This window comes from Aerosakkonema funiforme FACHB-1375, from assembly GCF_014696265.1.
In the GTDB taxonomy this organism is placed as follows: domain Bacteria; phylum Cyanobacteriota; class Cyanobacteriia; order Cyanobacteriales; family Aerosakkonemataceae; genus Aerosakkonema; species Aerosakkonema funiforme_A.
This window is the reverse complement of record NZ_JACJPW010000121.1, coordinates 1-24,579: the sequence shown is the minus strand read 5'-3', so window position 1 is coordinate 24,579 and position 24,579 is coordinate 1. Positions and strand designations below refer to the sequence as shown.

Sequence of the window (24,579 nt, the reverse complement as noted above, 5' to 3'; positions counted from 1 at the left end):
AAATGTTTTCTCTCTTCCTCTTCCCTCTTTCCCTAGCCCCTAACCCCTAATCCCTAACCCCGATTAACCTGTTGCAACAAGCTACAAGCATCTTCCATTTCGACTTGGGGAAATTCTACATAAAAGCGACTGACGCAGAAGAACTGTTGGGGCGTTTCCAGTACAATAACGCGATCGCAAATTCGGCGTAAAAATTTCATCGATCCCAGAGGTGCTACAGGGGTACCGATCCAAACCTGTGCTGCTTTTTGAAGTTGCAGAGCCGAAATCGCCACAGATATTGTCATCCCGGTAGCAATGCCATCATCGATCAAGATGGCGATCGCACCTTCTGGCGTAATTTTAGGACGATAAGCGGCGAAGCAATCGAATTGAGCGATCGCTTTTTCTTGAGCTTGAAGGAGCGCTTGTTGTAATTGCGGATGATCTTTAGGTAAAGGCAATCGATTTGACCACACCACCTGCCCATCTACAGTTACAGCACCAATCGCTAGTTCTGGGTCTTCTGGCTGAACAATCTTTTTAGCCACGATAATATCTAAAGGGCAACCCAGCTTCTGAGCTACAGGTGCAGCAACTGGCAAACCGCCGCGAGGTAGAGCGTAGACAATGGGGGAAGCCGAAACTCCTCGCTCCCGAACCTGGTCAATCTGAGCATTAATGGCTTGGGCTAGCTGCTCACCGGCACTGTTGCGATCTTGAAATCCCACATTAGGTGACAAGGCTTCCTCCAGCAAATTACAGCTTAATTGCCAGTTTATTGGCTCCAGTTTAGTGCTTTTGCTAGCTGAGTTGCCAGGATCATCGGATCGAAAGGTTTAGTCAATACAGCCTTTACGCCCAACTGTGCAAATCTGCGCTGTTCTGCCGCCTGAACCTTAGCTGTCAATAAGACCACAGGGATGTGTTGGGTGGCTTTATTTGCCTGTAGCTTTTGAAAAATAGTGGGGCCATCCATATCCGGCATCATCACATCCAAGAGAATGGCGTCAAGCGCTTGCTCTGAGGCGATCGCTAAACCTTCGTTACCGGAAGCAGCTGTTAGCACTTCCCAACCTCCCATAGTTTCCAAGGAAACTTGAGCTATTTCTCGGATATCGTCTTCATCATCAATTATTAAAATGCGCTTGGCTACCATGCTGATTTGAGATTTTAGATTTTAGATTTTATCTTGAGGAAGAATCGGATTGAGGTTATCTGCTACTAGAAGATTACTTCGGCGCGTAGCTTCCTTCCCGCCGGTTACGCACGGGGTTTTATACACCATTTTTCGGTAAGTCATAGCAGGTGATGCGATCGCCTTCCATTGCCTTAGCGAGATCTAGTGCTTTACCAGCATTATGATATAAAGATTGTAAGTCACTACCATCATCGGGATATTGAGCCACACCAACGCTAAAATGGATTTGCAACTTCCTTGCTTCTGGGCGATCCAACTCCGATTGCTGGAAACAAGCTATTAAGTCGCTCAAGCGTTTTGCGGCAGATTCTTTGTTAAGAGCGTACATACCGATCGCAAACTTTCCATCAGCCCAACGACCTACCACATCTTCACTGCGGAAACTTTCCAGCAGCAATTTGCCAAATCGCTGCAACATCATGTCGCCAGCAGCATGACCGTACTGTTCGTTAAATTCCTGAAAATAGTCGAAATTTAAAATGGCAAAGGATAAGGTTTGTCCATAACGTTTACACATCCCTAAAAACCGCTGCACATCCTGCATTAACTTGCGTCGATTGAGTACTCCAGTCAAAATATCCGTTTCAGAAATACTCCGCAGCACCCTAACTCGGTGTATGCGATTGAAAATACGGGCGATCAGTTCCGATCCTATAATTGGCTTGTATAGGTAGTCATCAGCGCCAACGCCAAAAACCCGCTTGATAGTTTCGGCATCAGTGTGGCTAGAAAGAAAAAGCACCGGTAGATAGTTCCACTTCGGATCGTTACGTATGACTTTACAGATTTCAATCCCATTCACATGAGGCATATCTATATCTAAAATCAACAAATCCGGTGCAGTCGCTTCTAGGACTTCCCACAAACGTCGCGAGTCGTCTAGGGAAATCGGCTTGATGCCCCAAGGCTGCAATATAGTTTCTAAAGTGGACAGTATTTGGGGATCGTCATCTACTGCCATCACCTTAAATTCATTACTGCGTTCTTTTTGTAGCACTTGACTAACTGCTTCCATCACACCGGCTGGTTCGATCGGCTTTCGCAAAAAAGCGCACCCACCCATACGAGCAACTTCTACACGATCGCTGAAAGTATCGTGAGATGTCAAGATAATGACTGGTACAGGTGGATTTTGCGCCGATAGTTCCTTCAACAGCCTCAATCCGTTCTCAGTAGAATCGCCAAAATAAAGGTCAAGCAGCACTAAATCAGGATTAGTATTTTCAATTGTCACTTTGGCAGCAAGCAAATCGCTGATACTCTCTGCCTGCATTCCCCAAGTAACTGCTTCTCTAACTAACTGTTCGGCCAACTCTCGCTCTGGTTCTATTATTAATAGTCTAGGTTTATTATTAGTTAATAAACTCTGCCACCGAGCATAAGGAAAAGTATCGGTAGTATTTGTATCTGAAGCTGCTTCCAGTTCCCGCCGCAACGCTGTCACCAATTGAAAAAGGCGCATTATATTTAGTTCGTGGGCTGGCGATATTTTTAAGCCACTCCACGAACCAGAAGAGGCTGTAGATAGTGTTGTGTTTTGTACGGGTCGATCTCCGCCCGCATTACTGGTCTGAGAATTTGTTTCCTCTTGTTGTACTTGTAATAATTCCTCTATTTCCCGCGCTATTGAAGAGCCTTTAACAAAACCAAATGTACCTAAAGACCCAGCTAATTTGTGAGCTTCGCGTATTGCTTGTTCTCTTAATCGATCGTTAAGCGTTCCTGCCAGTAAAGCTTCACTTGTTTGTTCGATAACCGCAATACGATTAATAATTTTGTCTTTGAACTTTTCCCAAAGTCCTCCCACTGCTGATTGTAGCGATTCTATCCGTGCTAGTTTATCAATAGATGCGCTATCATTTATTGGCGAGCGGTCATCGTTAATTGTTGTATTTTCAGTCTTAACAGTAATTTTTTCCGATTTGCTAACTTCAGATTTATCTTCACCAACGCTGCTTTCTTCATGTTTTTTATAAATAATTTTTGATGACACATTTGATATTTTTAATTGGCTTTTTTCTGTTTCGATATGCAATGTTAAATCTGAAGTAGACAATTGCTTAGCGGGAGTTAAAGTCAATCCCAAAGTGTCTGCGGCGATCCTAGCTAATTCTTCCCAGTCCAAAGGGTGAAGTAAAATTTGACCGATTAGTTTTCTTGGTAAATTAGTCGCTAAATTCGGATCGAAGCAATAAATAATTGATTGTTTTGCTTCCTTGAGTCGGGAATAAGCTTGTTCTAAGACTCTCGCTACAGTAGAATCGATCGCGCTCGCATCCAGTAACAGTAAAGACCAGTTTCCTCGCTCTAGTTCATCCAGCATTTCTTCACTACTATCAGTTCTTTCAATTGGTAAAGCCAATCGCTCCTGTAACCAGGATGTTAATCGATCGGGCAAACCCGCAGCTACAATCAAAGGCAGATTCTCTTCCTCCTGTTCGTTAGATAGTGGTTTGAGACGATAACCCATGCCGTAAACTGTCTCTATCAAATCCACAGGTGCGCCTACGGATTTAAATTTTTGCCGCAAGCCTTTAATATGCGCTTTGACTGTATCTTCTCCCGGAGCATCTTCCCAAGACCAAAGGTGATCTAAAATTGCTCTGCGACTATATATACGACGACTGTTGCGTAAAAAAAGCTCTAATAAAGAATATTCTTTAGGGCTTAAAGGAACTATTTTATTTTCATAAGTGACTTCACAGGTACTGGGGTCAAGGTGTAACTTTCCCCATTGCAAAACGGGAGCCAAAGCAGAATTTCCCCGTCGCAGCAAGGCGCGAATGCGAGCGCCTAATTCTTTTAAATCAAAAGGTTTGACTACATAATCATCGGCTCCCACATCTAAACCCGTAACTTTATCTATGCTAGTTTGACGAGCAGTGAGGAGGAGTACGGGCATCCGATACCCACCAGATCGTATTCGACGGCACAAAGTCATACCATCCATTTTAGGAAGCATGACATCGAGGAGAATCAAGTCGTAAGTATAGGCTTCTATTAATTCCCAACCAGCTTCTCCATCTTCAGCAATATCGACGACATAATGTTGTTTGCTAAGGAAGTCACAAACAAGCCCTGCGACTGTCTCATCGTCTTCTACTAGCAGAATTCTCATCTAAATATCTCCCTGGGTATCGCTTTCATTATGAAAATAGTCAGGTGTGGGCGGCAAGGGAATAGGAAGTTATCAATTATACCAATTCGGTTACATACACTGCCTGAAGATGTGGCGATCGCATCCTGTATACATATAAATTTTGATTAATTTAAGCAGGAAACTTTGTCAGTTGAAGGTTTACGGCGATCGTCTTAATAACTCAACTTCAACAAAAATCTATAACTCTTGATAGATGACTATTTAGCAGTATGTGCATATAGCTCTATTAGATTTGGCGTTGTCGTCCCAGAGAAACCAGGTTTCTTGTTTTGCAAACAGCCATATTTCATTGCTTTGGCCTATAGAAACCCAGTTTTTGGGATTAATGAATCGATATTCTAGAAGGTCTTGCGCTGAAGTGATCGCTACTTATGTAACAATTTGTAAAAATAGGGAAAGCCAGCGATTAAGCAAATTCAGAGTTATGACAACAACAGCAGTCAATCCCTATCTAGAAGGTAACTTTGCCCCAGTCCCAGAGGAAATTACAGCTCAAGACCTCCCGGTAACAGGCGAACTACCACCCAACCTCAATGGGATGTTTGTTCGTAACGGCCCAAATCCCCAGTTTCGCCCAAAAGGTCGTTACCATTGGTTCGACGGCGACGGAATGTTACACAGCGTACAAATTAGCAACGGCAGGGCAACCTATCGCAACCGTTACGTGCGAACGCGAGGATGGCAAATCGAACACGACGCCGATAAAGCCATTTGGACAGGCATATTTGAACCAATTCAGGAAAATAATCCTTATGGCCCATATAAGAACACAGCTAACACAGCCTTAGTATGGCACGATCGACGTCTGCTAGCACTTTGGGAAGGCGGAGAACCCCACGAAATCAAAGTACCCTCACTGGAAACAGTCGGTTCCTACACTTATGAAAACCAGCTAAAAAGTGCTTTCACCGCCCATCCCAAAGTCGATGCCGTAACTGGCGAAATGATGTTTTTTGGCTACGGAGTAGCGCAACCGCCTTATCTGCAATACAGTGTAGTTTCTCCCGAAGGAAAGTTGCTGCGAACAGTTCCAATTGACTTACCAGTTGGCGTGATGATGCACGACTTTGCCATCACGGAAAACTACACCATATTTATGGATTTGCCCCTGACATTCCGAACCGAACGGATGAAGAGAGGCGAACCGGCATTTATGTTTGAATCGGACATACCCAGTCGCTTTGGCATCGTTCCCCGTCACGGAGATAACAGCAACATTCGCTGGTTTGAAGCACCAGCTTGTTATATATTTCACACTCTCAACGCCTATGAAGAAGGAGATGAAGTCATACTCATAGCTTGCCGGATGGAAAGCACCAGCGTGCTTGATGCCTCGCCAACATCTCAAAATAGCCAAAGCGATATTCCCCTGCTGCACCGCTGGCGATTTAATCTCCGCACTGGTGCGATGAAACAAGAACAAATTGATGATATACCCTCGGAATTTCCGCGTGTAAACGAACAACTGGTAGGACGACCAACTCGTTACGGTTATACAGCGCGATCGGCCCCAACTTCATTACCTTTATTTGATGGCTTCATCAAGTACGACTTTGTTAGCGGTACTTCCCAAATTCACGAATTTGGGAAAGGACGTTATGGAGGCGAGGCAGTATTTGTTCCTCAACCAGATGCTACTGATGAAGATGACGGCTGGTTGGTCACATTTGTTTACGACGATGACAAAGAGAGTTCGGAGTTAGTCGTAGTAAGCGCTAAAGAAATAACCGCCGAACCTGTTGCTAGAATCTCGATTCCTACTCGCGTGCCTTATGGTTTCCACGGCACTTGGGTTCAGTTTTGATTTTTGTCACATCTTGCACCTGTGCTTTAATCCCGCTGGGAACTCAAGTTTCCAGCTAATAGCGAAAGTCCACTTAAGTGGACTCAAATAGATAAGATATATATGCCTGTTGGGGTAATTCATGAATTACCTCAACAGCTAAAGTTCAAAATCTAAGCGATCGCCATGAAACTACCTGCATCAAGCCGACTGCAACTTACCCCCGATCTGAACATTTGCCGTATCCTCAATGGTATGTGGCAAGTATCGGGCGCTCATGGAAAAATTGACCAAAAAACCGCTATTTCTCATATGTTCGAGTACATGGATGCGGGTTTTACCACTTGGGACTTAGCAGACCATTATGGCCCCGCAGAAGATTTTATTGGCGAGTTCAGACGGCAATTAATTGCTAATCGGGGCCAAGCAGCTTTATCAAATCTCCAAGCTTTCACCAAATGGGTACCTCGCCCCAGCAAAATGACTCGTAAAGTAGTCGAAGATAACATTAATATATCCCTCAAAAGAATGGATGTACCCAGTTTGGATATGGTACAGTTTCACTGGTGGGAATATAGGGATAAAAACTACCTGGATGCCCTAAAATACATGGCGGAACTTCAGGCAGAAGGAAAAATTAAACATCTAGCTTTAACCAATTTCGATACCGAGCATTTAAAAATTATCACCGATGCAGGGATAAAAATTGTATCCAATCAGGTGCAATTTTCTTTAGTCGATCGCCGTCCGGAAGTAAGTACGATCGAATTCTGTCAGCAACACGATATTAAGCTGTTTGCTTACGGGACACTTTGTGGCGGTTTGTTGTCGGAGAAATATTTGGGTCGTCCCGAACCGCGAGGGGGAGATCTTTTCACCGTTAGCTTGAGAAAATACAAAAATATGGTCGATGCTTGGGGAGGGTGGAACCTCTTCCAAGAACTGCTGAATACACTCAAGCAAATAGCAGATAAACATGGCGTAAGTATTGCCAATGTAGCTGTGCGTTATATTCTGGATAAACCAGCGGTGGGTGGTGCGATCGTCGGTGCTAGACTCAGCATATCCGAACATATAGAAGAAAATGCGAAGGTGTTCGGTTTTACACTAGACGAGCAAGATGGCGATCGCATTGATTCCATCTCTGAAAAGTCGCGGAATTTGTATGAGCTAATCGGTGATTGCGGAGATGAATATCGACGATAATATGAAAAGTGATAGGGTGGGCATTGCCCACCCTACAGAAGAATAACTAACGGTAGAACTGTAATTACTTACCGACCTCAAAGGATTTTACTTCCAGGATGGGGCCAATCATGGCAAAGGACATGACATCATCTCGGACTTCGCCTTTGACTTTGACTTTCAATCCGGATTCGTGCAGTTCTTTTGGGCCACCTTCGTAGAGTTCGTAGGTTTCCCCTTTATCGGTGACTATAGCCCAGGTTCCTGGCCCAAGTCCTTTGCGTTCGATCGTACCTGTGACGCTTAAACTCATCGTAAATTTTGGGTTTGAAACCCCGTCCTTCTAGGACGGCTTTACATTTAAGGGGCTTCTCGCTAAAGTGGCTGTAGTTCTAGCGAGAAAGCGATGTACCTGACTCAGAAGAACCAGATACGCGGACTCGGGGCGAGGGAATTTACCGCCTTGCGAGAACTCTGCCGACTGAGTAAAAACCTCTACAACGTGGGGCTTTACACGGTCAGACAGTATTACTTTCAATTTGGGAAACATCTTCGCTACGAATCTAACTATCACTACTGCAAAGCGAACGAGAACTATAAGCGGTTGAATACCGATATAGCCCAACAGACCCTTAAAGTAGTCGATAGAACCTTTCGGAGTTTCTACGGCTTGATAAACGCCGTAAAAGAGGGAAGCTTTCAACAGAAAGTTAGACTTCCTCACTATCTCCCGAAAGACGGTTATTTCCTCTTGATTATGCCGAGGGTCAAAATCAAGGATGGAAAATTCCGTGTTCCGATGTCTCGTGACTTCTGCAAGGAACACGGGGAAATTTGGATACCAATTCCTGCGAGAATCGATCCCGATACTCTTAAAGAAGTTCGGATTCACCCCCGCTATAACGCGCGTTTCTTCGACGTGGAGTTGATCGCCGAAGTTGAAGAAACTCCCGTTCCTACAGAACCCGATAACGCTCTCGCTATCGATCTCGGACTCGATAATCTGGCCACCTGCGTCGATACCAACGGGGCATCCTTTATCGTGGATGGTAAAAGAATTAAATCCCTTAACCGTTGGTTCAACAAAGAGAACGCCCGACTGCAATCGATTAAAGATTTGCATTATATCGAGGGAATAACCGAGCGTCAGGCGAGAATAACACGGAATCGGAATAACAAGGTTCGGGATTATCTCAATAAAGCCGCGCGTCACATTATTAATCACTGTATCGAGAACCGGATCGCTAAAATCGTTGTCGGTTTTAACGTGGGCATCAAACAGGAGATTAACATCGGGAGTCGGAATAACCAAAACTTCGTTCAAATTCCCCACACCAGCCTGAGAGCCAAACTGAAAGCGTTGTGCTCCAGATACGGTATCGCCTACGTGGAACAGGAGGAATCCTATACCAGTAGAGCGAGTTTTCTCGACGGGGATAAACTGCCCATTTACAACGCCGATAAACCGAGAGAATATAAATTCTCCGGGAAACGGGTTAAACGCGGACTGTATCGAACGAAGCATGGTTTTCTGGTAAACGCTGACTGTAACGGCGCGGCGAATATCTTGAGAAAAAGTAAGCACGATGCTTTAGGCGGAGTGTCTAGAGGCTGTTTGGCACAGCCGTTAAGAGTGAAAATCTCTTGAGAATCTTCGCCGTTCTACGGCGGTAGAGTGTCAAGCAGTTTGTTTTTCTCCTTGCATAGCTAACCGAGAAAGTCCGAAACAGAGTAGGGCGTTAACGATCAGGAAGGCACGGGCCCAGAGACCTTCTCCCAGCCACATGACATGAGGCATCATCACGGCGCTGACAAGCAAGCAGCTGGCCACACCGATGCCAGATCCGATCGCAAACCACTTCCAACTGCGATTTCCCAGCAACAGCGCTACTAAAACTAACGGAATTAGCACGCTGGCAAATATCGGGTTTAAGGCGCTAGTGCCTTGAATGGCGTTACCCAGTTCGGGAATAGAACTACCCAAGACTCGGAAAGGCCACTGGGGCGCATCATAGACGTATAAACCGCGCAGGAAGAACAAACCGGAACTGCCAAAGATTAAACCGCTGTTTAGCCCCCAAGTCCAGCCGGGTAAATAGTTCCGCAAGAACCAAGCTAGCAGGTAGGAACCCAATACCATCAGTATCTTAGGTAGGAGTGCTACAGCACCGCCATCAAACCAGAAGCGGAGGTTGAGATAACCATTTTCGCGCAACCAGCGGAAGAAGTCGCGGAAGGTGATTTGTCCTTTGGCGGCGAGTTTCACTGCTGCTGCTGCATCCAGTTTGCCGGCACCAAAGTGGTTGAGGGGGTCTTCTTTGACTGCAAGTGCGGATTTTTTGAGGACTTCTTCGACTTCATCTGGGTTTTCGATACCCATTGCTTTCACCATTGCGGCAACTCCAGCAACGTGGGGAGATGCCATGCTGGTGCCTTGATAACCGGCAAAGATGGGTTCGCCGGTTTGGTAGTCAATGGTTTCTTGGAGAATCTTACCGTTTTCGCTGCCACCGGGAGCGGCGATATCTACAGCTGCACCAAAGTTGGAGTAGGGTGCTTTTTCACCGTCGGGGCCGAGTGCGGATACGCTGATGACATGGGGATAGCGAGCTGGGTAGGAGGAGGAATCTCGGCTTTCGTTACCCGCTGCTGCTACTACAACTACGCCTTTGCTGTGGGCATAGTCAACGGCTTCTTGCATCAGTTCGCTGGCACCGCCGCCACCCAAGCTCATATTAATGACGCCTGCGCCGTTGTCAGCGGCAAATTTGATGGCTTCGGAAATATCGGCAACTGTACCGCCACCGCCTGCACTCAGGACTTTCAGCGGCATGATGGTGGCTTCGTAGGCGACGCCGGCGACGCCGTAACCGTTGTTGGTAGATTGTGCGATCGTACCTGCAACGTGGGTGCCGTGTCCGTTGTCGTCATCAGCTTCTACTTTGTCGTTCACAAAGTCGTAGCCTTTGACGAAATTGGTTTTTTGCAAGTCGGGAACGCGGCTGACGCCAGTGTCGATCACGGCTACTGTCACACCGCTACCTTTGGTTTCTTCCCACGCTGACTCGATGTTGATGCTTCGCAGGTTCCACTGCTTGCTGTACTCTGGGTCGTTGGGGATTTCTAGGGCGTAATACAGATAGTTGGGCTCAATAGATTCTGTCTGTTTGGCTAGATCTGATTTTTTCAGGGCTTTAAGTAATTTCTCATCGCCCTTGACAATATAGACATTATCCTTTACAGAGAATTCGCTATTGAGATAAGGGTTAACGTGGTACTGTTTTGCGATCGCGCTCAGCTTTTCGGCAATTTGGGCTGCGGGAACATCTTCCCGAAAGTCCAGCACGATCGAGTCATAGTTGCCTCTGGCTGCCAGTCCTTTAAAATTAAAGATGGCGAAACCGAGACCGATGATAAACAAACTCAGAAGAAAAAGCTTTTTCATGTCAACCTGCCAGGGGTAGGGACAGCTCGATCACCACCATAACTCAACCTCACCCAGTTTAGAAACTGTTGTTGCAGGATATTTACCAAAAGTCGATCGCTCAAATATGGAAAGAGGTCTTATTTGGCTGCCGTTGCTGGCACTATTTATTTGGTTAGCTTGGGCTGGCTGGAACGAATTTCAAAAGGTTGAAGCTTATCGTCGCTGGGCGTCGCAATTTGAGCGGGCAAAGTACGATATTTATGCGGTTTTGGGTCAAAATGGCAGCAATTTAACTTGGGGAAAACCTACGCGCACAGAACCAGTGAATCTGCAAACTTTTTCTCTAAAAAATGTCAAATCAATCTATCTAATGGTAGATGACAAATTAGCTGATTTACAAAACCCACCCGATCGAGGTCGTTCAGTAGCGTTAGAATTTTGCTTTGCAGATGCAACTGATTCTATCCAAATTCCCTTCACAGAAATAGCTATAGCTACTGAGTGGGGGAAACATTTGCAACAGGAATTGCAAGGTTATAGTTAGGGTCTAGAAAGTCAAAATTCAAAAGTCAAAATTCAAAAGTCAAAAGTCAAAAGCGCCTAACGCACCACGCCCCAAATTCGTACCAATTAATATGTTATATCGTAGGCTTTTCGGATTTATGGGGAAAAATGTTCGTCTTAATGTTAAAGTTGATTGTGATGCCTAACCCAGCCTACGATTAAATAACTTTTTATAATCACCACAAAAAATAGAGTTGATTTTTGGGTATGTTGTTGCGCTTTAGCGCTAAAGCGCAACAACGTACTTGTGTTTAATGTGCTTGGGTAAGACTTGAGAAATCGATTAGTCTTGACCGGTGACTTTTTCAATTATTTTGCTAGCTTCTTGGATGATGCCGTTATCTGGTTGCTTTTCTTCGTATTTGCCGAGATTTTTTTCGTAAGCTTTTTCCAGACCTTGAGGATCGTCAACTGCTTTCACTGCTTTTTCGTAAGTATCTACGCGATTATGGGCAGCTTGGTTAGTTTGAGCGGCGTTATCAATTCCTCTCTCTAAAGTTGGTTGTCTTTCTGTGGGGGCGGCGGCTAAACTTGGCTGACTGAAAATGAATAAACTTGAGAGGCCAATCAAGCTAATCAAGCTGAAAATAAAAAAGCTTTGGCGAAATGCCTGCTTTAAGTTGGAAAAAAGGCGCTGCATAGTATTTTCCTTTTTGTTTTTGTCACAAGTATCCTAATTGTTTAGTTAAGGCTGTAACTTCTGTCAAAAGATACATCAAACTGTATTCCCAATTACAGATTTTTAATTGTAACTACTCTGGGATTTTAACCACAGATATCCACAGATGAACACAGATGTCTTTGTGCTTTTCGGATCGGGAATAAGATTTTTGGGATCGGTTTTTCGATCGCATCCCTGACTTGTTGGGGAAGTCGGGGATCTCTTCGATCAAAAAGTGAAATGTTTTGCAGTACCATCATCTTGGAAGTGCTGTTCGCCTATGCCTGAGAGTTGGACGATCGCATCCCGCACTGGTGGGGAAAATTGTCCTTCACGCGCCCCAATTTCGACAATTATTTGTTGTCCTTCTCGATAAACGCGATATGTGGTGGTCGCCCAAGCGCCTGTTTTGTGGGCAAAGGTATGACCGTCATCTTCGTAAAGTGTCCATTCACCTGTACCGGGCCAAATACGCAACGTTAAGCGATCGAGGGGACGTTCGTCAACGTATTGCATTACGGGTGCCATTGGGATAATCGCACCGCCGCGAACGTACAGAGGCATTCTTTCTAGAGGCGCGTGGGCGAGGATGTGAATTGGCCCTTCGTAGCGATTGCCACTCCACCAGTCATACCACGTACCTTCGGGCAAGTATACGGCGCGATGTTCCTTTCCGGGTCGGTAGATGGGCGCTGCCATCAGGGATGGGCCGAGCAATACTTGATCGTAGAGGTTGTAGGTTTTCGGATCGTTGGGAAAATGATAGAGTAACGGACGCAAAATCGGTGCGCCAGTTGTGGCTGCTGACCAGAAAAGTGTGTAAATATAAGGCAATAATTGATAGCGCAAATTGATGTATTCGCGGCAAATTTTTTCGACTGTTTCGCCAAATACCCACGGTTCGTGTCGTGCGGTACTCATTGCTGAATGACCGCGCATTAAGGGGTAAAGCATTCCCACTTGCATCCATCGAGCGAATAATTCCGCTGTGGCGTTGCCAGCAAAACCGCCAATATCGCAACCGACAAATTGCACGCCCGACAATCCCATATTGCAAAGCATTGGTAGCGACATTTCCAAATGCTCCCATAAGGATTGATTGTCACCCATCCACACAGATGACCAGCGTTGAATGCCTGCAAAACCCGATCGCGTCAGCACGAACGATCGCTCGATCGCACGATGTTTTTCCAGTCCTTGAAAACAAGCTTTAGCCATTGACAAGCCATACAAGTTATGTGCTTCTAAATGATTTGTGAGTTCGTTGGAATTTCCTTGGGGTGCATCGAGGGGAAACCAAATTTTATTGCCGGGGTCGCCAAAAGGTCGATCGTCTAATGCCGGTTCGTTCATATCGTTCCAAATACCGGCAACACCGATATCGGTGAGGCTTTTTTGTAAGTCGCCCCACCACTGCTGTACATCGGGTCGCAAAAAGTCAGGAAATACTGCTTTATCTGGCCAAACGTAGCCGTGGAATAGTTGCCCGTCGGCATTACGAACAAAATAATCGTTTTTTATTCCTTCATCAAAAACATGATAATCTGCTTCTGGTTCGTACTTAACTCCCGGATCGATAATTGTTACTGTTTTAAAACCATTTTGTTTCAAATCGCCAATCAGTTTGGCAGGATCGGGGAAGCGTTTCGGACTCCAGGTGAAGACGCGATAACCGCGCATATAATCGATATCGAGATGAATTACATCGCAGGGAATATTGCGTTGGCGAAATTCATTTGCCAGTTCTCGCACGACTGTTTCCGATTCGTAACTCCAGCGACATTGATGATAGCCGATCGACCATTTTGGCGGTAGGGGCATTCTCCCCGTCAGTTGGGTATAAGTATCGAGTATTTGGGCTGGTTCTGGGCCATAAATAATGTAATAATCGAGTTCCCCGCCGCGAGTTTCCATTCGCAAAACACCGGGGTTTTCGGCACCGATATCGAATTGGCTCCAAAATGTGGTATTAAAAAATAAACCATAACTCAGTTCGGGACGCAATGCCATAAAAAACGGAATCGCTTGGTACATTTCGTCGGTAAGCGAATTATAATCTAGAGCATCAGTTGTCCAATTAGTTTTAACTTCAGATAATTTATCCAGAAATCCAGTGCGTTCGCCAAAACCGTAGTAATGTTCGTCTGGTTCGATGTATTTCCAAGCTGCAACTGCACCCATTCGCCAACCCATACTCATTTCGGTATCGCGAGCGAAAGGATGCCCATTTTTATCAAAAAATGCGATGCGACAAGGGTTTCGTTGAATTGAAACGAGCATCTTTTCTGTTTCGATTTCTATAGTTGAAGCAGTTTCTTTAAACTGGAAAGGTACGAGAGACCATTCTTTATCATCTAAAGCAACAGACCAAGAACTGTGGGGTGTAAATTCACCATTTGGTGCTAGGCGAACGCGGATTAAGTTGGGTGCTAGCACGCTAATGGCAAGGCGGGTATCGCCGCAAGAACACCAAACGCCGCGATCGTCGTGTAGGATCGATCGCACTGTTCCGATTGTTGTCCAAGGTTGATTTGTCGTGGGCAATTTTCCAAAGTATTGTGGCATATAATTAGGGGCTAGGGACTAGGGGCTAGGGGCTAGGGAATGAAGCGCGTCGCCTCAAGGGTTTGAGGAATGAAGAATATCCTAAATGTCTTGGCGGTTGGTATATCTTAAAAATTAGTAATGGTTGCTCGAAAACGGGTAATTGTTTTTATTATTTCACGATTAACTTTGATTTTATCTTCTATTGCTAACAAGTTTTGGGTACGACAAAATACTACCTAAAGGTAGATGTTTGATATGTCGTTATTTTTCTAATTTTATTTACCCAAAAACGCTAATTTATCTATCTTGAGATTTAGAATTGTTACACAGATCCCCGACTTCTTGGAGAAGTCGGGGATCTCTCGACACAGATACCCGACTTGTTCAAGAAGTCGGGTATCTCTCAACAGGCTGTAAGAAATCGTCACAAATAGGGAAGTCTGATGCACCTTCTAGCGGAATGCGATCGCGCCTACCCCACAGGATAAATAATGAAGCTTAAGATTTCCTAAGCCAATCTTTAGATAGATGACAATTGGAGTATTCTAAATGTCATCAATGCCTAACTAAAAGGGTAGATGCAAATGGACATCCAAAAATACTATCTTGCAGAAAATATGGCCTTGCTGTTGTCGATTTCGCCTAACAGCAACCTAGCGAAATTGCTAAGATTTTGTTTGGCGATCGGCTGGGATGAGAAAGTAGCTGGTAAGAGTACCATAGAGATAGTCCGCGATCTGATGGAAAACCCATCTAACTTGCCTTATTGGACAAGAGAAGTAATGGGAATGGATAGAGAGCATAGCGATGAGGAGTGGATTGCTTTGGGAGAAATGGGAATCAAGGATGCCAAAGAATTTATGAATACTGTGTGGCAAGAATTGGAAAATTTGCAGTTGTAATCGAACCGATCGATAGCTCCCCTTCGTTTCTTATAAAAGAAGGGGGCAGGTTTGGCAAAATGTTACCCTTCTTGGAAACCATCAGGCATAATAGCACCTTCTAGATTTGCACCAGTAAACGTAGCATTTTCCAGGCTAGCGCCACTTAGGTTGGCATCCTTGAGGTTAGCTGCGCTCAAATTAGCACCTTTGAGATCCACACCAGTCAACAAAGCATCACTCAAATCGGCACCGAGCAAATTAGCATTCTTGAAGTTAGAGCCAGCCATTCTTGCACCTTTTAATTTAGCAAAACTCAAATTAGCGCGGCTGAAGTTGACGCGAGTGAGACTGGCAAAACTGAGATTGGTGCGGTTGAGATTGGCGCTAGTGAAGTTAGCTTCATCGAGATCGGCGTTACTCATATCCGCTTCAGTTAATTCGGCTTCACTTAAATCGATATTTTCTAACTTTGCACCAGCAACTTTTACCCCTCTAAGGGAAACGCGATCGCGGTTCAAATCTTGCAGCGCCATTAACCTAGCATAGCTAACTTCTACGCCTTCCGCTCCATCTATGATGCTCCAAGCTTGATAGTGAGATTGTTTCCTACGTTCGGGAATTTCTTTGATGAATAGAATCAAAGCCAGCAGAACGCTGATAGCGTCTGCACTGCCCACTATTTTGGCTAGGGGCGAATTTTCATCGGTGATGAGAACGAGCGATATTAATACGAAGGCTGCAACGCTGGCGATCGCCCATGTTGGTAGTTCCCAGAACCATTTAACTAATGTTTCCTGGGAGGCGGTAAGTTTTTCCTGTATTTGTTCTGTTGTTACACCTTCTTTAACAACGGATGTTAAGCGTTTTATTTGTGCTTCAGCTTGAGTTTTAAGCAGAGCGAATTTGTTCTTAATTAATTCATTCTGTAAACTGGGAGACTTTTCTGTAACTGGTGCCGTTACTGCGTCGTTAGAAAAAGTAGGTACTGGCGGCGATGGGAGAGATGGGACTGCATAATCGGCACCTGACAACATCACATTGGCGATCGTCCCAAAAGCATTCTCCCATGCAAGCTTTACTTCGGGAGTCCAATCTTGCTGTAGATATTGTTCTAAAGTCACCAACAGTGCAGAAACCACAGGCGGATAATATTTTGGTAGAGCGCCATAAGCAACGTGCCGAGATCCTAAGTCTTGAAGCACTTGCCGCAGAGCCTCTGGTTTGCGTAAACTTTCTACCACCAGCACCAAGGCAGCAAGCAGCTTTTTGTGCTGCTTTTTCATATCGATGTGGGCAAATAACGGTTTCACACCCGGGTTAGCGGCAAACAAGTTATCGTAGAAGCTCACCACAAATTCCGGCAACTGTGGCTTAATTTTAGCGAAGCTGCTTTCGAGTAATTCGATTTCTAGGGCACCAGATTTCTGCGGTGCTGGTGCTGTTACTGCGACTTTAGAAGGTGTGGGTACTGTTTGCGATGGCACAGGTAAGGGAGCATAACCTGCACCTTCAAACATTACATTGGTAATCACAACATAAGCATCCACCCAAGCTTGCTTGATTTCTTCCGTCCAATCTGACTGTAAATACTGCTCAAAAGTTTGCAGTAGCGCCGCACCAACTAAGGGGTAAGATTCTGCGATTGCCCCGTAAGCAACGTGCCTTGCTCCCAAGTCTTTAAGAACTGCCTTGAGAACTTGTGGCTTACGCAAACTTTCTATGACTAGAACTAAGGCACCCAGCAGTTTTTCTTGCTGCTTTTGCATATCTGTGGTGGCAAATAACGGTTTCACAGTTGGATTGGCTGCGAACAGATTTTCGTAAAAGCTGGCTGCAAATTGCATCGCTTGGGGTTTGATTTTGGCAAAGCTGCTTTCGAGTAATTCTACTTGTAAAGCTCCGGATTTTTGTGGTGATGGTGCTTTTTCTAATCCCGAAGAAGGAGTCGATGCTGTACTTTTCGATATATTCGATATAGGGGTGATGGATTCTTGCAGTATAGGTGCTTTCTGCTCGCCTGCTGAAGGGATTGGGAGTGTTTCTAATTGCAGAGTTTCGGCTGGATAACCTGCGCCTTCAAACATTAAAGCTGCGATCGCACTATAAGCATCGACCCAGGCTTGCTTGACTTCTTCTGTCCAATCTGACTGTAGATATTGGGCTAGTGTTGTGACTAGAGCAGAGCCAACTAGCGGGTAATATTTTGGTATGGCCCCGTAACTGACGTGCCTTGCTCCCAAGTCTTTAAGAACTGCCTTGAGAACTTGTGGCTTACGCAAACTTTCTATGACTAACACTAAAGCACCGAGCAGCTTTTCTTGCTGCTTTTGCATATCGGTGTGAGTGAATAACGGTCTTATTCTTGGATTGGCTACAAACAGGTTTTCGTAAAAGCTGGCTGCAAATTGCGCGGCTTGGGGTTTGATTTTGGCAAAGCTGCTTTCGAGTAATTCTACTTGTAATGCACCAGATTTTTGTGGGGGAGGTGGTGCTACGTTAGCTGTAAATTCGTTGACATTGGTAGTGGATTTATGCACGATTGGTGCTTTATTCTCCCCGACAAAAGCGATGGCTTGGTTTTCTATTAATGGAGGTGGCGCTGCACTGGCGGCATCTTTTAACATCTCACCAGAAGACGGCTGTACGATCGCTGCTTTTTTCTCGTCGGTGGAAGCGATTGATAATTTTTGTTGTGGCGGAGGTGGGGTAAATGATGCGGCAACTTCCTTGATTGCAGTGGTAGATTTGTGTGGGCTTGGTGAAGGAGTTGGTAGTGTTTCTAATTGCAGAGTTTGGGCTGGATAACCTGCGCCTTCAAACATTAAAGCTGCGATCGCAGTAAAAGCATCCTCCCATGCTTGCTTAACTTCAGGAGTCCAATCTTCTTGTAAGTATTGTTCAAAAGTTGCCAACAGCGCCGCGCCCACTAAGGGGTAATATTTTGGTATTGCCCCGTAACTGACGTGCCTGCTTCCTAAGTCTTTAAGAACTTCCTTGAGAACTTCTGGTTTCCGGAGACTTTCTACTACTAACACCAAAGCACTCAGCAACTTTCCTTGCTGCTTTTTTATGTCGCTATGAGCAAATAGCGGTTTTACTCTGGGGTTAGCAGCAAATAAGTTTTCGTAGAAACTAGCGGCAAATTCTTCCGCGTGAGGTCTGATGCGCTGGAAACTTTGTTCTAATAATTCAACTTTTAGAGACATTTGTGTATTTTTAGGTGTAAGAAGTTGTCAATGGTATAATTTAAATAGTTTTCAATTTTAATGCTGTGCTTTTAGGGGGTCGCAACTTGATTTTTTTGGTTAATTGCGCTCAGAAAGCTGCCATCGCATCAATTTTTGTTAGATTCTACAACATTTGCCCACCTAAAACAAGCTCGGCAATTTGCGGTAGGGCGATCGCTCCTAAAAGTTGGGCGGTTGCAAATGGTTTAGCCCGGTAACTGTTTGCGCCAAGAATTCCGCCAAGGCGTTGCACATCTTGGTTATTTTGAGCGGTGATAAATATAAACTGATACCAGGAAAAACTATTGCGTTTCCGATGGCGGATTTTGGCCAATCTTCATCGCCTTCCTGCTTCGCTTTAGCTGCTTCCACAAAGATTTGATCTTTTGATACGCCTCCTCTGGCAAAATCTTTCCTCCGGTTTCCAAGGCCGCGATATACGCAACTTTCTGAGCAAATTCTTGCAAATTAGCGTTAAAAGCTAGTTGTTCGGGCGTAAAGGCACCGTAGTAGCGGCCTCTAGGGTATAAAAAGTCGTTTTTGCTCTGTTGGTTGAAATTTTCTCCGTTAGTGGCCATCGATTCTTCGTTTGATAACGGTATTTATAGATATGCTTAACCAAGCCTTAACCTAGTTTATACCTACCTGGGGGATAATATTTGCAAAACTTAACATAATCGCGATCGCTACTCAAACTCGCGGCGGAATAAAATAAGGGCGATCGTGCGATCGCTCCCATAACTCAAACACTTTTATCTGTCTTTTGGCGTCCCGTGCAATTTCGGATCGGGTTGGGGTGGGTGCGGTTCTGGGCCAAGCGGCTGAGGATTGGCGATATACTCGAACTGGCCTTTGCCGTCGATCGATTTGCCGTTCGCCCAGGTTTATTTATAAAGGTTTTTAACTTAAATGCTACTGATATCGTGTCCGGTTGGATCGGTAGTACATGAATGATGCTCTCATGTTATCTGTGGGAGATCGGGGGTGAAAATTTTACCGCAGATGAAGACAGATTAACGCAGATTAACGCAGATAAGAACGCATTTTTTATGCAACCGATGCTACCGGATTTGATATGACTTTACAAACTTGTCATCAGTTGAATTAACTCGTTAGACAAATCTACAGGAGCTTTATGCTGTTTTTGAAACAAAACGCCTGCCAAAAGGTAGACATTTTCCGAATAAAAAGCCATGTTATGTTCGCGCAGCTTTGCGATCGTATTCCTAACTTTTGGCTCAGAACTATAATAGCCAAATTCTAGAGGGGTAACGAGAAACTTAGAAACGTAGTAGCCTTTGACAATGGCATAATCAATGGTGTCTACTGGATTGGAATAACTGGAAATCATCAGCATCACGTTCTCGTAATCTAATGACAATAGTTGCCTGGTAATTCCAGAACCATCCATGCCTCCGCGTAATAACGGCAGATAGATATCGTCATCTAATGATGGCAGATATGGTGGGTTCGATACAAGATATCGGGAATCGGGTTTAGCGGAATTGAAGAAACAAGAATTATGAATTACATATCGATCTTCTAGCTCGTATGTAGCAATTTTGGCATTGGCAACTTCGCAAGCTGACTGATTGAGTTCGTAGCCGTCAATTTTACCATTAAACTGGTTTTTCAGCAATGAATTAATGACTGGAAGGCCATCGCCAGAACCAAACTCGATCGCTACTTCATCCTCACCGCAATCGTTTAGCACCATCATATCTAAGCACTGCGAGTAAAAATTAGATTCTTCCGGGCAAATAAATACTTCTTTTCCAGAAGGGCTTCTCTTAGCGACTTTGGAGCTTGGCTTTTGAGTTGGGCGAAAACCAAAGAGAGTCTTAGACTTGGGAGCGAGGATGGAGAGGTTAAACATAGTATCAGGAGCAAAAAAGAGCAGAAAAGGACAGCAAAAATCGGACGCTCGGTTCATCGCTAATCGCTCATAGAGCAAGCAAAGCAGAATGAAGAGGAAGCGATCGGCAATGAACAATTAGCAAATTGAGCGGATCGATCGCACCATAGCTGCACCAGCGCGATCGGCCATAAATTTCTCTTGGTCGTACCCCAAAACAATTTGCCAAGCTTCATCGGGATACATATCAACTAATGGCAAAGCAACATCATCCAGCATCCAGCGACCGTGACGTTCGTCTTCCCGGATGTGCAATTCCCAATAACCCATTGCCGCATCTGAAAGTTTCAGTCGCTGCGCTGCTGTGAGATAATTTTTGTAGATGGAAGGGCCGACAATTTCAAAATATGTCAGTCCGCCGTTGTAACGCAGAAAATAACGCTTGCATTCTGTTAGCAAGAAGTTGTGGTTGATGGATGCCAAAACTTCCCAAGGCACGATATCAAAATATCCTTCCGGTTCCGTATTCATGCCAAATTCGGCCAGCATTTGGGCGAAAAATGTAGAATGCTTGCGGGAGAGGCGACCGTTGCCGTATTCTTCCAAAAGTACTCGCACCAAAGTACACTGCACTTCGTTAGCAGCACCACCCAAAATACGGGAAAGACGACTTGCTTCTACCAATCCATCGAAGGAAGCAATTGCTAAGAGGTGGCGATATCCTGCCTCGGTCATTTCTTCGCGAATGTACCGTCCATCTTTAGATAAATAGGGATCGAGATCTCGTTCTCCCCGCTCAATTAATGCTTGCTGGGCATCGAGTTTTTGCAGAGCTTCTACATCAATTTGGGATATTTCCCACTGCTGCCAAACTTCTTCTATTTGGTTACGTATTTTCTGCAAATAGTAAGAGCGTTCGTTGGTGTAGTGGCGCAAATCGTCATACCAAAAAAGGTTGATTCGGTTGATGCGATAAAGGACGCGCTGTAAAAAAAGGTGGGCGGCGTCGTTATCTCCCGATTCGCCTTTATAAGCTATTTCAATTGCGTGTGCGATCGCTCTTTCAAAGTTGACAGAAATTTCCGGTTGTGCTGCCAGTTTTTTGTCTAAATTTTCGAGATACAACAGCGTAATAAATTGCTGCTCTGCTTCATCGTATTTGAAAACTTGCGCTTGTTGCTCAATAATCTTATTCAGCTTAAATTCGGTTAGCGGCAAGCTAACTACATTGCTCTGCATCTAATCTTCCTTGTTTTCTTACAACTGATTTCGGTCTATGATTTTTTGTTCACACAACTTAACAATAGCTTGACAAAGGTAATTACCAAATCTTTCTTTAGTAGGAATAAATTGTGATTTAACATACAATTGAATAGGCATAAATTAGCAAACAATATCTTTTTGCGTAAGCCAATAGGATGAAAATTTTTTCCTAAAAATTAAGGTGGGCATTGCCCACCCTACTTAAGTATTATTCATCGCGCCCTTGAACTTGGGCTGGGGGAGAAGTTGCTTCAACTGCTGAGAATGTTTCGAGGATTTTGTAGGTGTGAGATGCTCCTTTCGGTACTACCCAGGAACTACCAGGTTCGAGTAAAACCATCTGTCCTTCGATGTGTAATTCAGCGCGACCTTTAATGACATAACCGACAGTTTCATACTCGCGCTGAGTTAGTGGTTTCGCTTCACCAGGCTGTTCGTCCTCCCAAAGACGCATTGACACACTCTTTCCAGAGGCAAGATATTTTTGGCCCATTTGACCTTGAGGGGATTGGGTAGAGTCTATTTTTTTGACGCTGGTATCAACCATATCAATGTCCTCAGTTATTAACTTAAATTGCGGCGTTAGATTAAGTGGAGTGCGTCAGAGCGATAAAATTAATGATGAGCGCAAAAATTACGCTCTTCTGACGCACTGTACAGATGTTATTAGTCATCAGTCATCGCTGATTAGTGAAAAGATAATTTTACAAATGACTAATAACTAATCCGAGATCAGGCTTTTGGGTAATTTGCATCTAACCAGCAGCGGGGTAGTTGCTCGCCGGAAGGAAAAATTAATTCTTCTTTCTGATATGAAGCAGGCCCTTGTTCTTCCTGGCCAGCTTGATCTCGTCCGGTAATTTGATTTTCATTGGGGTTGATCAAAGATTCCAGATTCTCTATTTGGATCAAGGTACCATTTTGTTTGCTTTTGAGAAACATGGCAACTCCTTAAGTAAATGTGATTGCTTTCATTATGACGTCCTTATTTATAATTTGACAGTTATCAAAAGTGATAATAATGAATAAATAAAATGTGGCTGGGTATGATAAATTGAAAATGGGCATTTACCGATGGCCTACTTTTTGCTTTTTGCTTGTTTCTAGTTTGTACTCCTATTGATTTCAACACAAATAAAAATCGCTCTTTTTGCCATCATCTTTAGATCCTAAGAAGATGCCGCGAGCTGACAGTTATTTGCTCTGTCTAGCAAGCGACAAACTTCTTCATCAGAGGTTTGGGAGAAATCTTCATAGGCTCGTCCCACAGCCCAGAGGTTTTCGGGCGTGTTGTAGCACACTACTTCGTCTACTTCTAATTGAAATTCTTGACAAATTTCGGGGGCGGCGATCGGGACGGCGACGATAATCAGATTGGGTTCGTATTGCCTTAGCGCTGCGATCGCAGCACGCATAGTGGAACCAGTTGCCAAACCATCATCTACAACAATGATGGTGCGTCCGGTGTAGTTGGGTGCGGGTCGGTTTCCCCGGTAGAGTTTTTCGCGACGTTCCAATTCTTGTTGTTCCAAGTCTGCTACTCGATCGATTGTTTCTGTGGAGATGTGAAGCGATCGCACGACTTGGGTGTTCAGCACGCGGACGCCACCGCTAGCAATTGCACCCATAGCCAACTCTTCTTGTCCGGGAACACCGAGTTTGCGAACTACAAAAACATCCAGCGCCGCATTCAGCGCTTTTGCTACTTCAAACGCGACAGGAACACCACCACGCGGTAGTCCCAGCACCAAAACATCAGCGCGGTTGGCATAAGCAGAAAGCTTTGTAGCCAGTAATTTACCCGCTTCCGTTCTGTCTTTAAATGTCGCCATCCTTCTCACCTCCCGTGAAAGTCAAAAGTCAAAAGTAAAAAGATAATATTTTTACTTTTGCCTTTTTACTTTTGTTTTTCATCTCTTAATGGTGTGAAAGTTTTTGTCTTCTAACCCCTCTAAAGAATGATCTAGGCGCAGTTCGCCTTGGGGTTCAACTCGCAGCGATTGCGGTGTTTCCTGACCGACTGCTCCCTTGGCTGCTGTGACCCCGCCATCGGCTAACCACAAAGCACCAGTGACGTAACTTGCTTCGTCCGATGCCAAGAAAGCATAGACGTTAGCTATTTCTTCTGGAGTACCGCGTCGAGCCATTGGTGTGGCATTTATCAACATTTTTTCCATCTGGGCATCCATTGGCCCAGTTTCCTTGTGCGTCCAAGCTGTATCGATCGCACCGGGACAAACGCAATTAGCACGTACTCCATACTTTGCCTGCTCGACAGCAACTCCCAACATAAACGAGTGCATCCATCCTTTTGTGCCGCCGTAGGGGGTATTTTTAGCTAACCCGTTAAAGCCTGCTTCCGATCCCGCTGAAATGATATTGCCCCGCGTTCTTTGTAAGTGCGGCAGGGCGTATTTTGTCATCAGAAATGCCGATCTGATATTCATCCGAATGGTGCGATCGAAGTCTTCGATCGGGTAATGCTCGGTTTCGGCAGTGACCAAAAATACACCGGCATTATTGACCAAAATGTGAAGATTTCCGTATTCGGTAATGGCTGCACGAACGCAAGCTTGGGCGTGGGATTCTTCGGAAATGTCGCCCGCATATGCAAGCGCTTGACCGCCGTATTTTCTAATCGCTTCTACGACTTCTTTTACCGGATCTTCCGGCAGTCCGTTGACGACGACTTTAGCACCTGCTTTGGCAAATTTGTGTGCGATCGCTTCGCCAATTCCAGTACCGGCACCAGTAACAATCGCAACTTTTCCTTCCAAAAGTCTATTCACCTTAACACCTCCTTAATTAGGGACTAGGGGCTAGGGGCTAGGGGTTAGGGAAGA

The 24,579-nt window shown here is 44.8% G+C and carries 21 protein-coding genes and 1 pseudogene; 5 read left to right on the top strand and 17 right to left on the bottom strand.

From position 1 onward, the window contains the following. Positions 1 to 53: 53 nt before the first annotated feature. From H6G03_RS31280 to H6G03_RS37445, 3 genes are all read right to left on the bottom strand, one after another. Positions 54 to 722: a phosphoribosyltransferase gene (locus H6G03_RS31280; RefSeq protein WP_190473760.1), complete on the bottom strand. Its 669-nt coding sequence runs from the start codon at positions 720 to 722 to the stop codon at positions 54 to 56. Positions 723 to 757: 35 nt separating this feature from the next. Further along, on the bottom strand, positions 758 to 1,138 hold the full coding sequence (locus tag H6G03_RS31275; protein WP_190473759.1) for a response regulator: 381 nt from the start codon (positions 1,136 to 1,138) through the stop codon (positions 758 to 760). 118 nt (positions 1,139 to 1,256) lie between these two features. Then, entirely contained in the window at positions 1,257 to 4,298 is a 3,042-nt protein-coding gene (locus H6G03_RS37445) for a response regulator (protein ID WP_199315569.1), read from the bottom strand. Positions 4,299 to 4,764: 466 nt separating this feature from the next. Here H6G03_RS37445 and H6G03_RS31250 point away from each other — a divergent pair, with 466 nt between their 5' ends. Further along, complete coding sequence (locus tag H6G03_RS31250; protein WP_190473758.1) at positions 4,765 to 6,144, top strand: carotenoid oxygenase family protein; 1,380 nt, start codon at positions 4,765 to 4,767, stop codon at positions 6,142 to 6,144. Between the two features lie 165 nt (positions 6,145 to 6,309). After that, complete coding sequence (locus tag H6G03_RS31245) at positions 6,310 to 7,329, top strand: aldo/keto reductase (RefSeq protein ID WP_190473757.1); 1,020 nt, start codon at positions 6,310 to 6,312, stop codon at positions 7,327 to 7,329. 64 nt (positions 7,330 to 7,393) lie between these two features. On the opposite strand, the gene H6G03_RS31240 is transcribed toward H6G03_RS31245, so the two are convergent. Next, entirely contained in the window at positions 7,394 to 7,621 is a 228-nt protein-coding gene (locus H6G03_RS31240; RefSeq protein ID WP_190473756.1) for a hypothetical protein, read from the bottom strand. A gap of 93 nt (positions 7,622 to 7,714) precedes the next feature. On the opposite strand from H6G03_RS31240, the gene H6G03_RS31235 reads away from it, so the two are divergent. Further along, the gene (locus H6G03_RS31235; RefSeq protein ID WP_190473755.1) at positions 7,715 to 8,956 is read left to right on the top strand and encodes an RNA-guided endonuclease InsQ/TnpB family protein; all 1,242 of its coding nucleotides are present in this window, start codon (positions 7,715 to 7,717) and stop codon (positions 8,954 to 8,956) included. A 30-nt stretch (positions 8,957 to 8,986) separates the two neighbouring features. On the opposite strand, the gene H6G03_RS31230 is transcribed toward H6G03_RS31235, so the two are convergent. Next, a complete protein-coding gene (locus tag H6G03_RS31230) occupies positions 8,987 to 10,753 on the bottom strand; it encodes a DUF5942 domain-containing protein (RefSeq protein ID WP_190473754.1) in 1,767 nt (588 codons plus the stop codon). A gap of 106 nt (positions 10,754 to 10,859) precedes the next feature. On the opposite strand from H6G03_RS31230, the gene H6G03_RS31225 reads away from it, so the two are divergent. Further along, positions 10,860 to 11,279, top strand: a complete 420-nt coding sequence (locus H6G03_RS31225; RefSeq protein ID WP_190473753.1) for a hypothetical protein — start codon at positions 10,860 to 10,862, stop codon at positions 11,277 to 11,279. Between the two features lie 303 nt (positions 11,280 to 11,582). Here the strand turns inward: H6G03_RS31225 and H6G03_RS31220 are convergent, their stop codons facing one another. Together H6G03_RS31220 and H6G03_RS31215 are read right to left on the bottom strand one after the other, a co-directional pair. Next, positions 11,583 to 11,939 carry a hypothetical protein gene (locus H6G03_RS31220; RefSeq protein ID WP_190473752.1) on the bottom strand — a complete coding sequence of 119 codons (357 nt, stop codon included), beginning with the start codon at positions 11,937 to 11,939 and terminating at the stop codon, positions 11,583 to 11,585. 249 nt (positions 11,940 to 12,188) lie between these two features. Beyond that, entirely contained in the window at positions 12,189 to 14,525 is a 2,337-nt protein-coding gene (locus H6G03_RS31215) for a glycoside hydrolase family 31 protein (protein WP_190473751.1), read from the bottom strand. Between the two features lie 566 nt (positions 14,526 to 15,091). Between H6G03_RS31215 and H6G03_RS31210 the strand changes: the two genes are divergently transcribed. Then, positions 15,092 to 15,409, top strand: coding sequence for a hypothetical protein (locus H6G03_RS31210; RefSeq protein ID WP_190473750.1), 318 nt, complete (start codon positions 15,092 to 15,094; stop codon positions 15,407 to 15,409). Between the two features lie 62 nt (positions 15,410 to 15,471). Here the strand turns inward: H6G03_RS31210 and H6G03_RS38375 are convergent, their stop codons facing one another. From H6G03_RS38375 to H6G03_RS31155, 10 genes and pseudogenes are all read right to left on the bottom strand, one after another. Then, positions 15,472 to 18,597, bottom strand: a complete 3,126-nt coding sequence (locus H6G03_RS38375; RefSeq protein ID WP_242060505.1) for a globin domain-containing protein — start codon at positions 18,595 to 18,597, stop codon at positions 15,472 to 15,474. Between the two features lie 145 nt (positions 18,598 to 18,742). Next, on the bottom strand, positions 18,743 to 18,952 hold the full coding sequence (locus tag H6G03_RS31190; protein WP_190473749.1) for a response regulator: 210 nt from the start codon (positions 18,950 to 18,952) through the stop codon (positions 18,743 to 18,745). After that, the gene (locus H6G03_RS31185; protein WP_190473747.1) at positions 18,921 to 19,196 is read right to left on the bottom strand and encodes a DUF7219 family protein; all 276 of its coding nucleotides are present in this window, start codon (positions 19,194 to 19,196) and stop codon (positions 18,921 to 18,923) included. Before H6G03_RS31185 ends, H6G03_RS31190 begins: the two co-directional genes overlap by 32 nt. Before the next feature lie 174 nt (positions 19,197 to 19,370). After that, positions 19,371 to 19,499, bottom strand: a pseudogene (locus tag H6G03_RS39900) (manganese catalase family protein); the annotation flags it as partial. Positions 19,500 to 19,699: 200 nt separating this feature from the next. Continuing rightward, positions 19,700 to 20,338: a class I SAM-dependent methyltransferase gene (locus H6G03_RS31180; RefSeq protein WP_190473745.1), complete on the bottom strand. Its 639-nt coding sequence runs from the start codon at positions 20,336 to 20,338 to the stop codon at positions 19,700 to 19,702. 273 nt (positions 20,339 to 20,611) lie between these two features. Then, positions 20,612 to 21,712: an iron-containing redox enzyme family protein gene (locus H6G03_RS31175; RefSeq protein WP_190473742.1), complete on the bottom strand. Its 1,101-nt coding sequence runs from the start codon at positions 21,710 to 21,712 to the stop codon at positions 20,612 to 20,614. Positions 21,713 to 21,944: 232 nt separating this feature from the next. Beyond that, on the bottom strand, positions 21,945 to 22,283 hold the full coding sequence (locus H6G03_RS31170; protein ID WP_190473741.1) for a cupin domain-containing protein: 339 nt from the start codon (positions 22,281 to 22,283) through the stop codon (positions 21,945 to 21,947). Between the two features lie 185 nt (positions 22,284 to 22,468). Continuing rightward, the gene (locus H6G03_RS31165; RefSeq protein ID WP_190473739.1) at positions 22,469 to 22,678 is read right to left on the bottom strand and encodes an acetyltransferase; all 210 of its coding nucleotides are present in this window, start codon (positions 22,676 to 22,678) and stop codon (positions 22,469 to 22,471) included. A gap of 227 nt (positions 22,679 to 22,905) precedes the next feature. Next, positions 22,906 to 23,568 carry a phosphoribosyltransferase gene (locus H6G03_RS31160; RefSeq protein WP_190473737.1) on the bottom strand — a complete coding sequence of 221 codons (663 nt, stop codon included), beginning with the start codon at positions 23,566 to 23,568 and terminating at the stop codon, positions 22,906 to 22,908. 78 nt (positions 23,569 to 23,646) lie between these two features. Continuing rightward, positions 23,647 to 24,525 (bottom strand): SDR family NAD(P)-dependent oxidoreductase, encoded by an 879-nt coding sequence (locus tag H6G03_RS31155; protein ID WP_190473735.1) that lies wholly within the window; start codon positions 24,523 to 24,525, stop codon positions 23,647 to 23,649. Positions 24,526 to 24,579 lie beyond the last annotated feature (54 nt).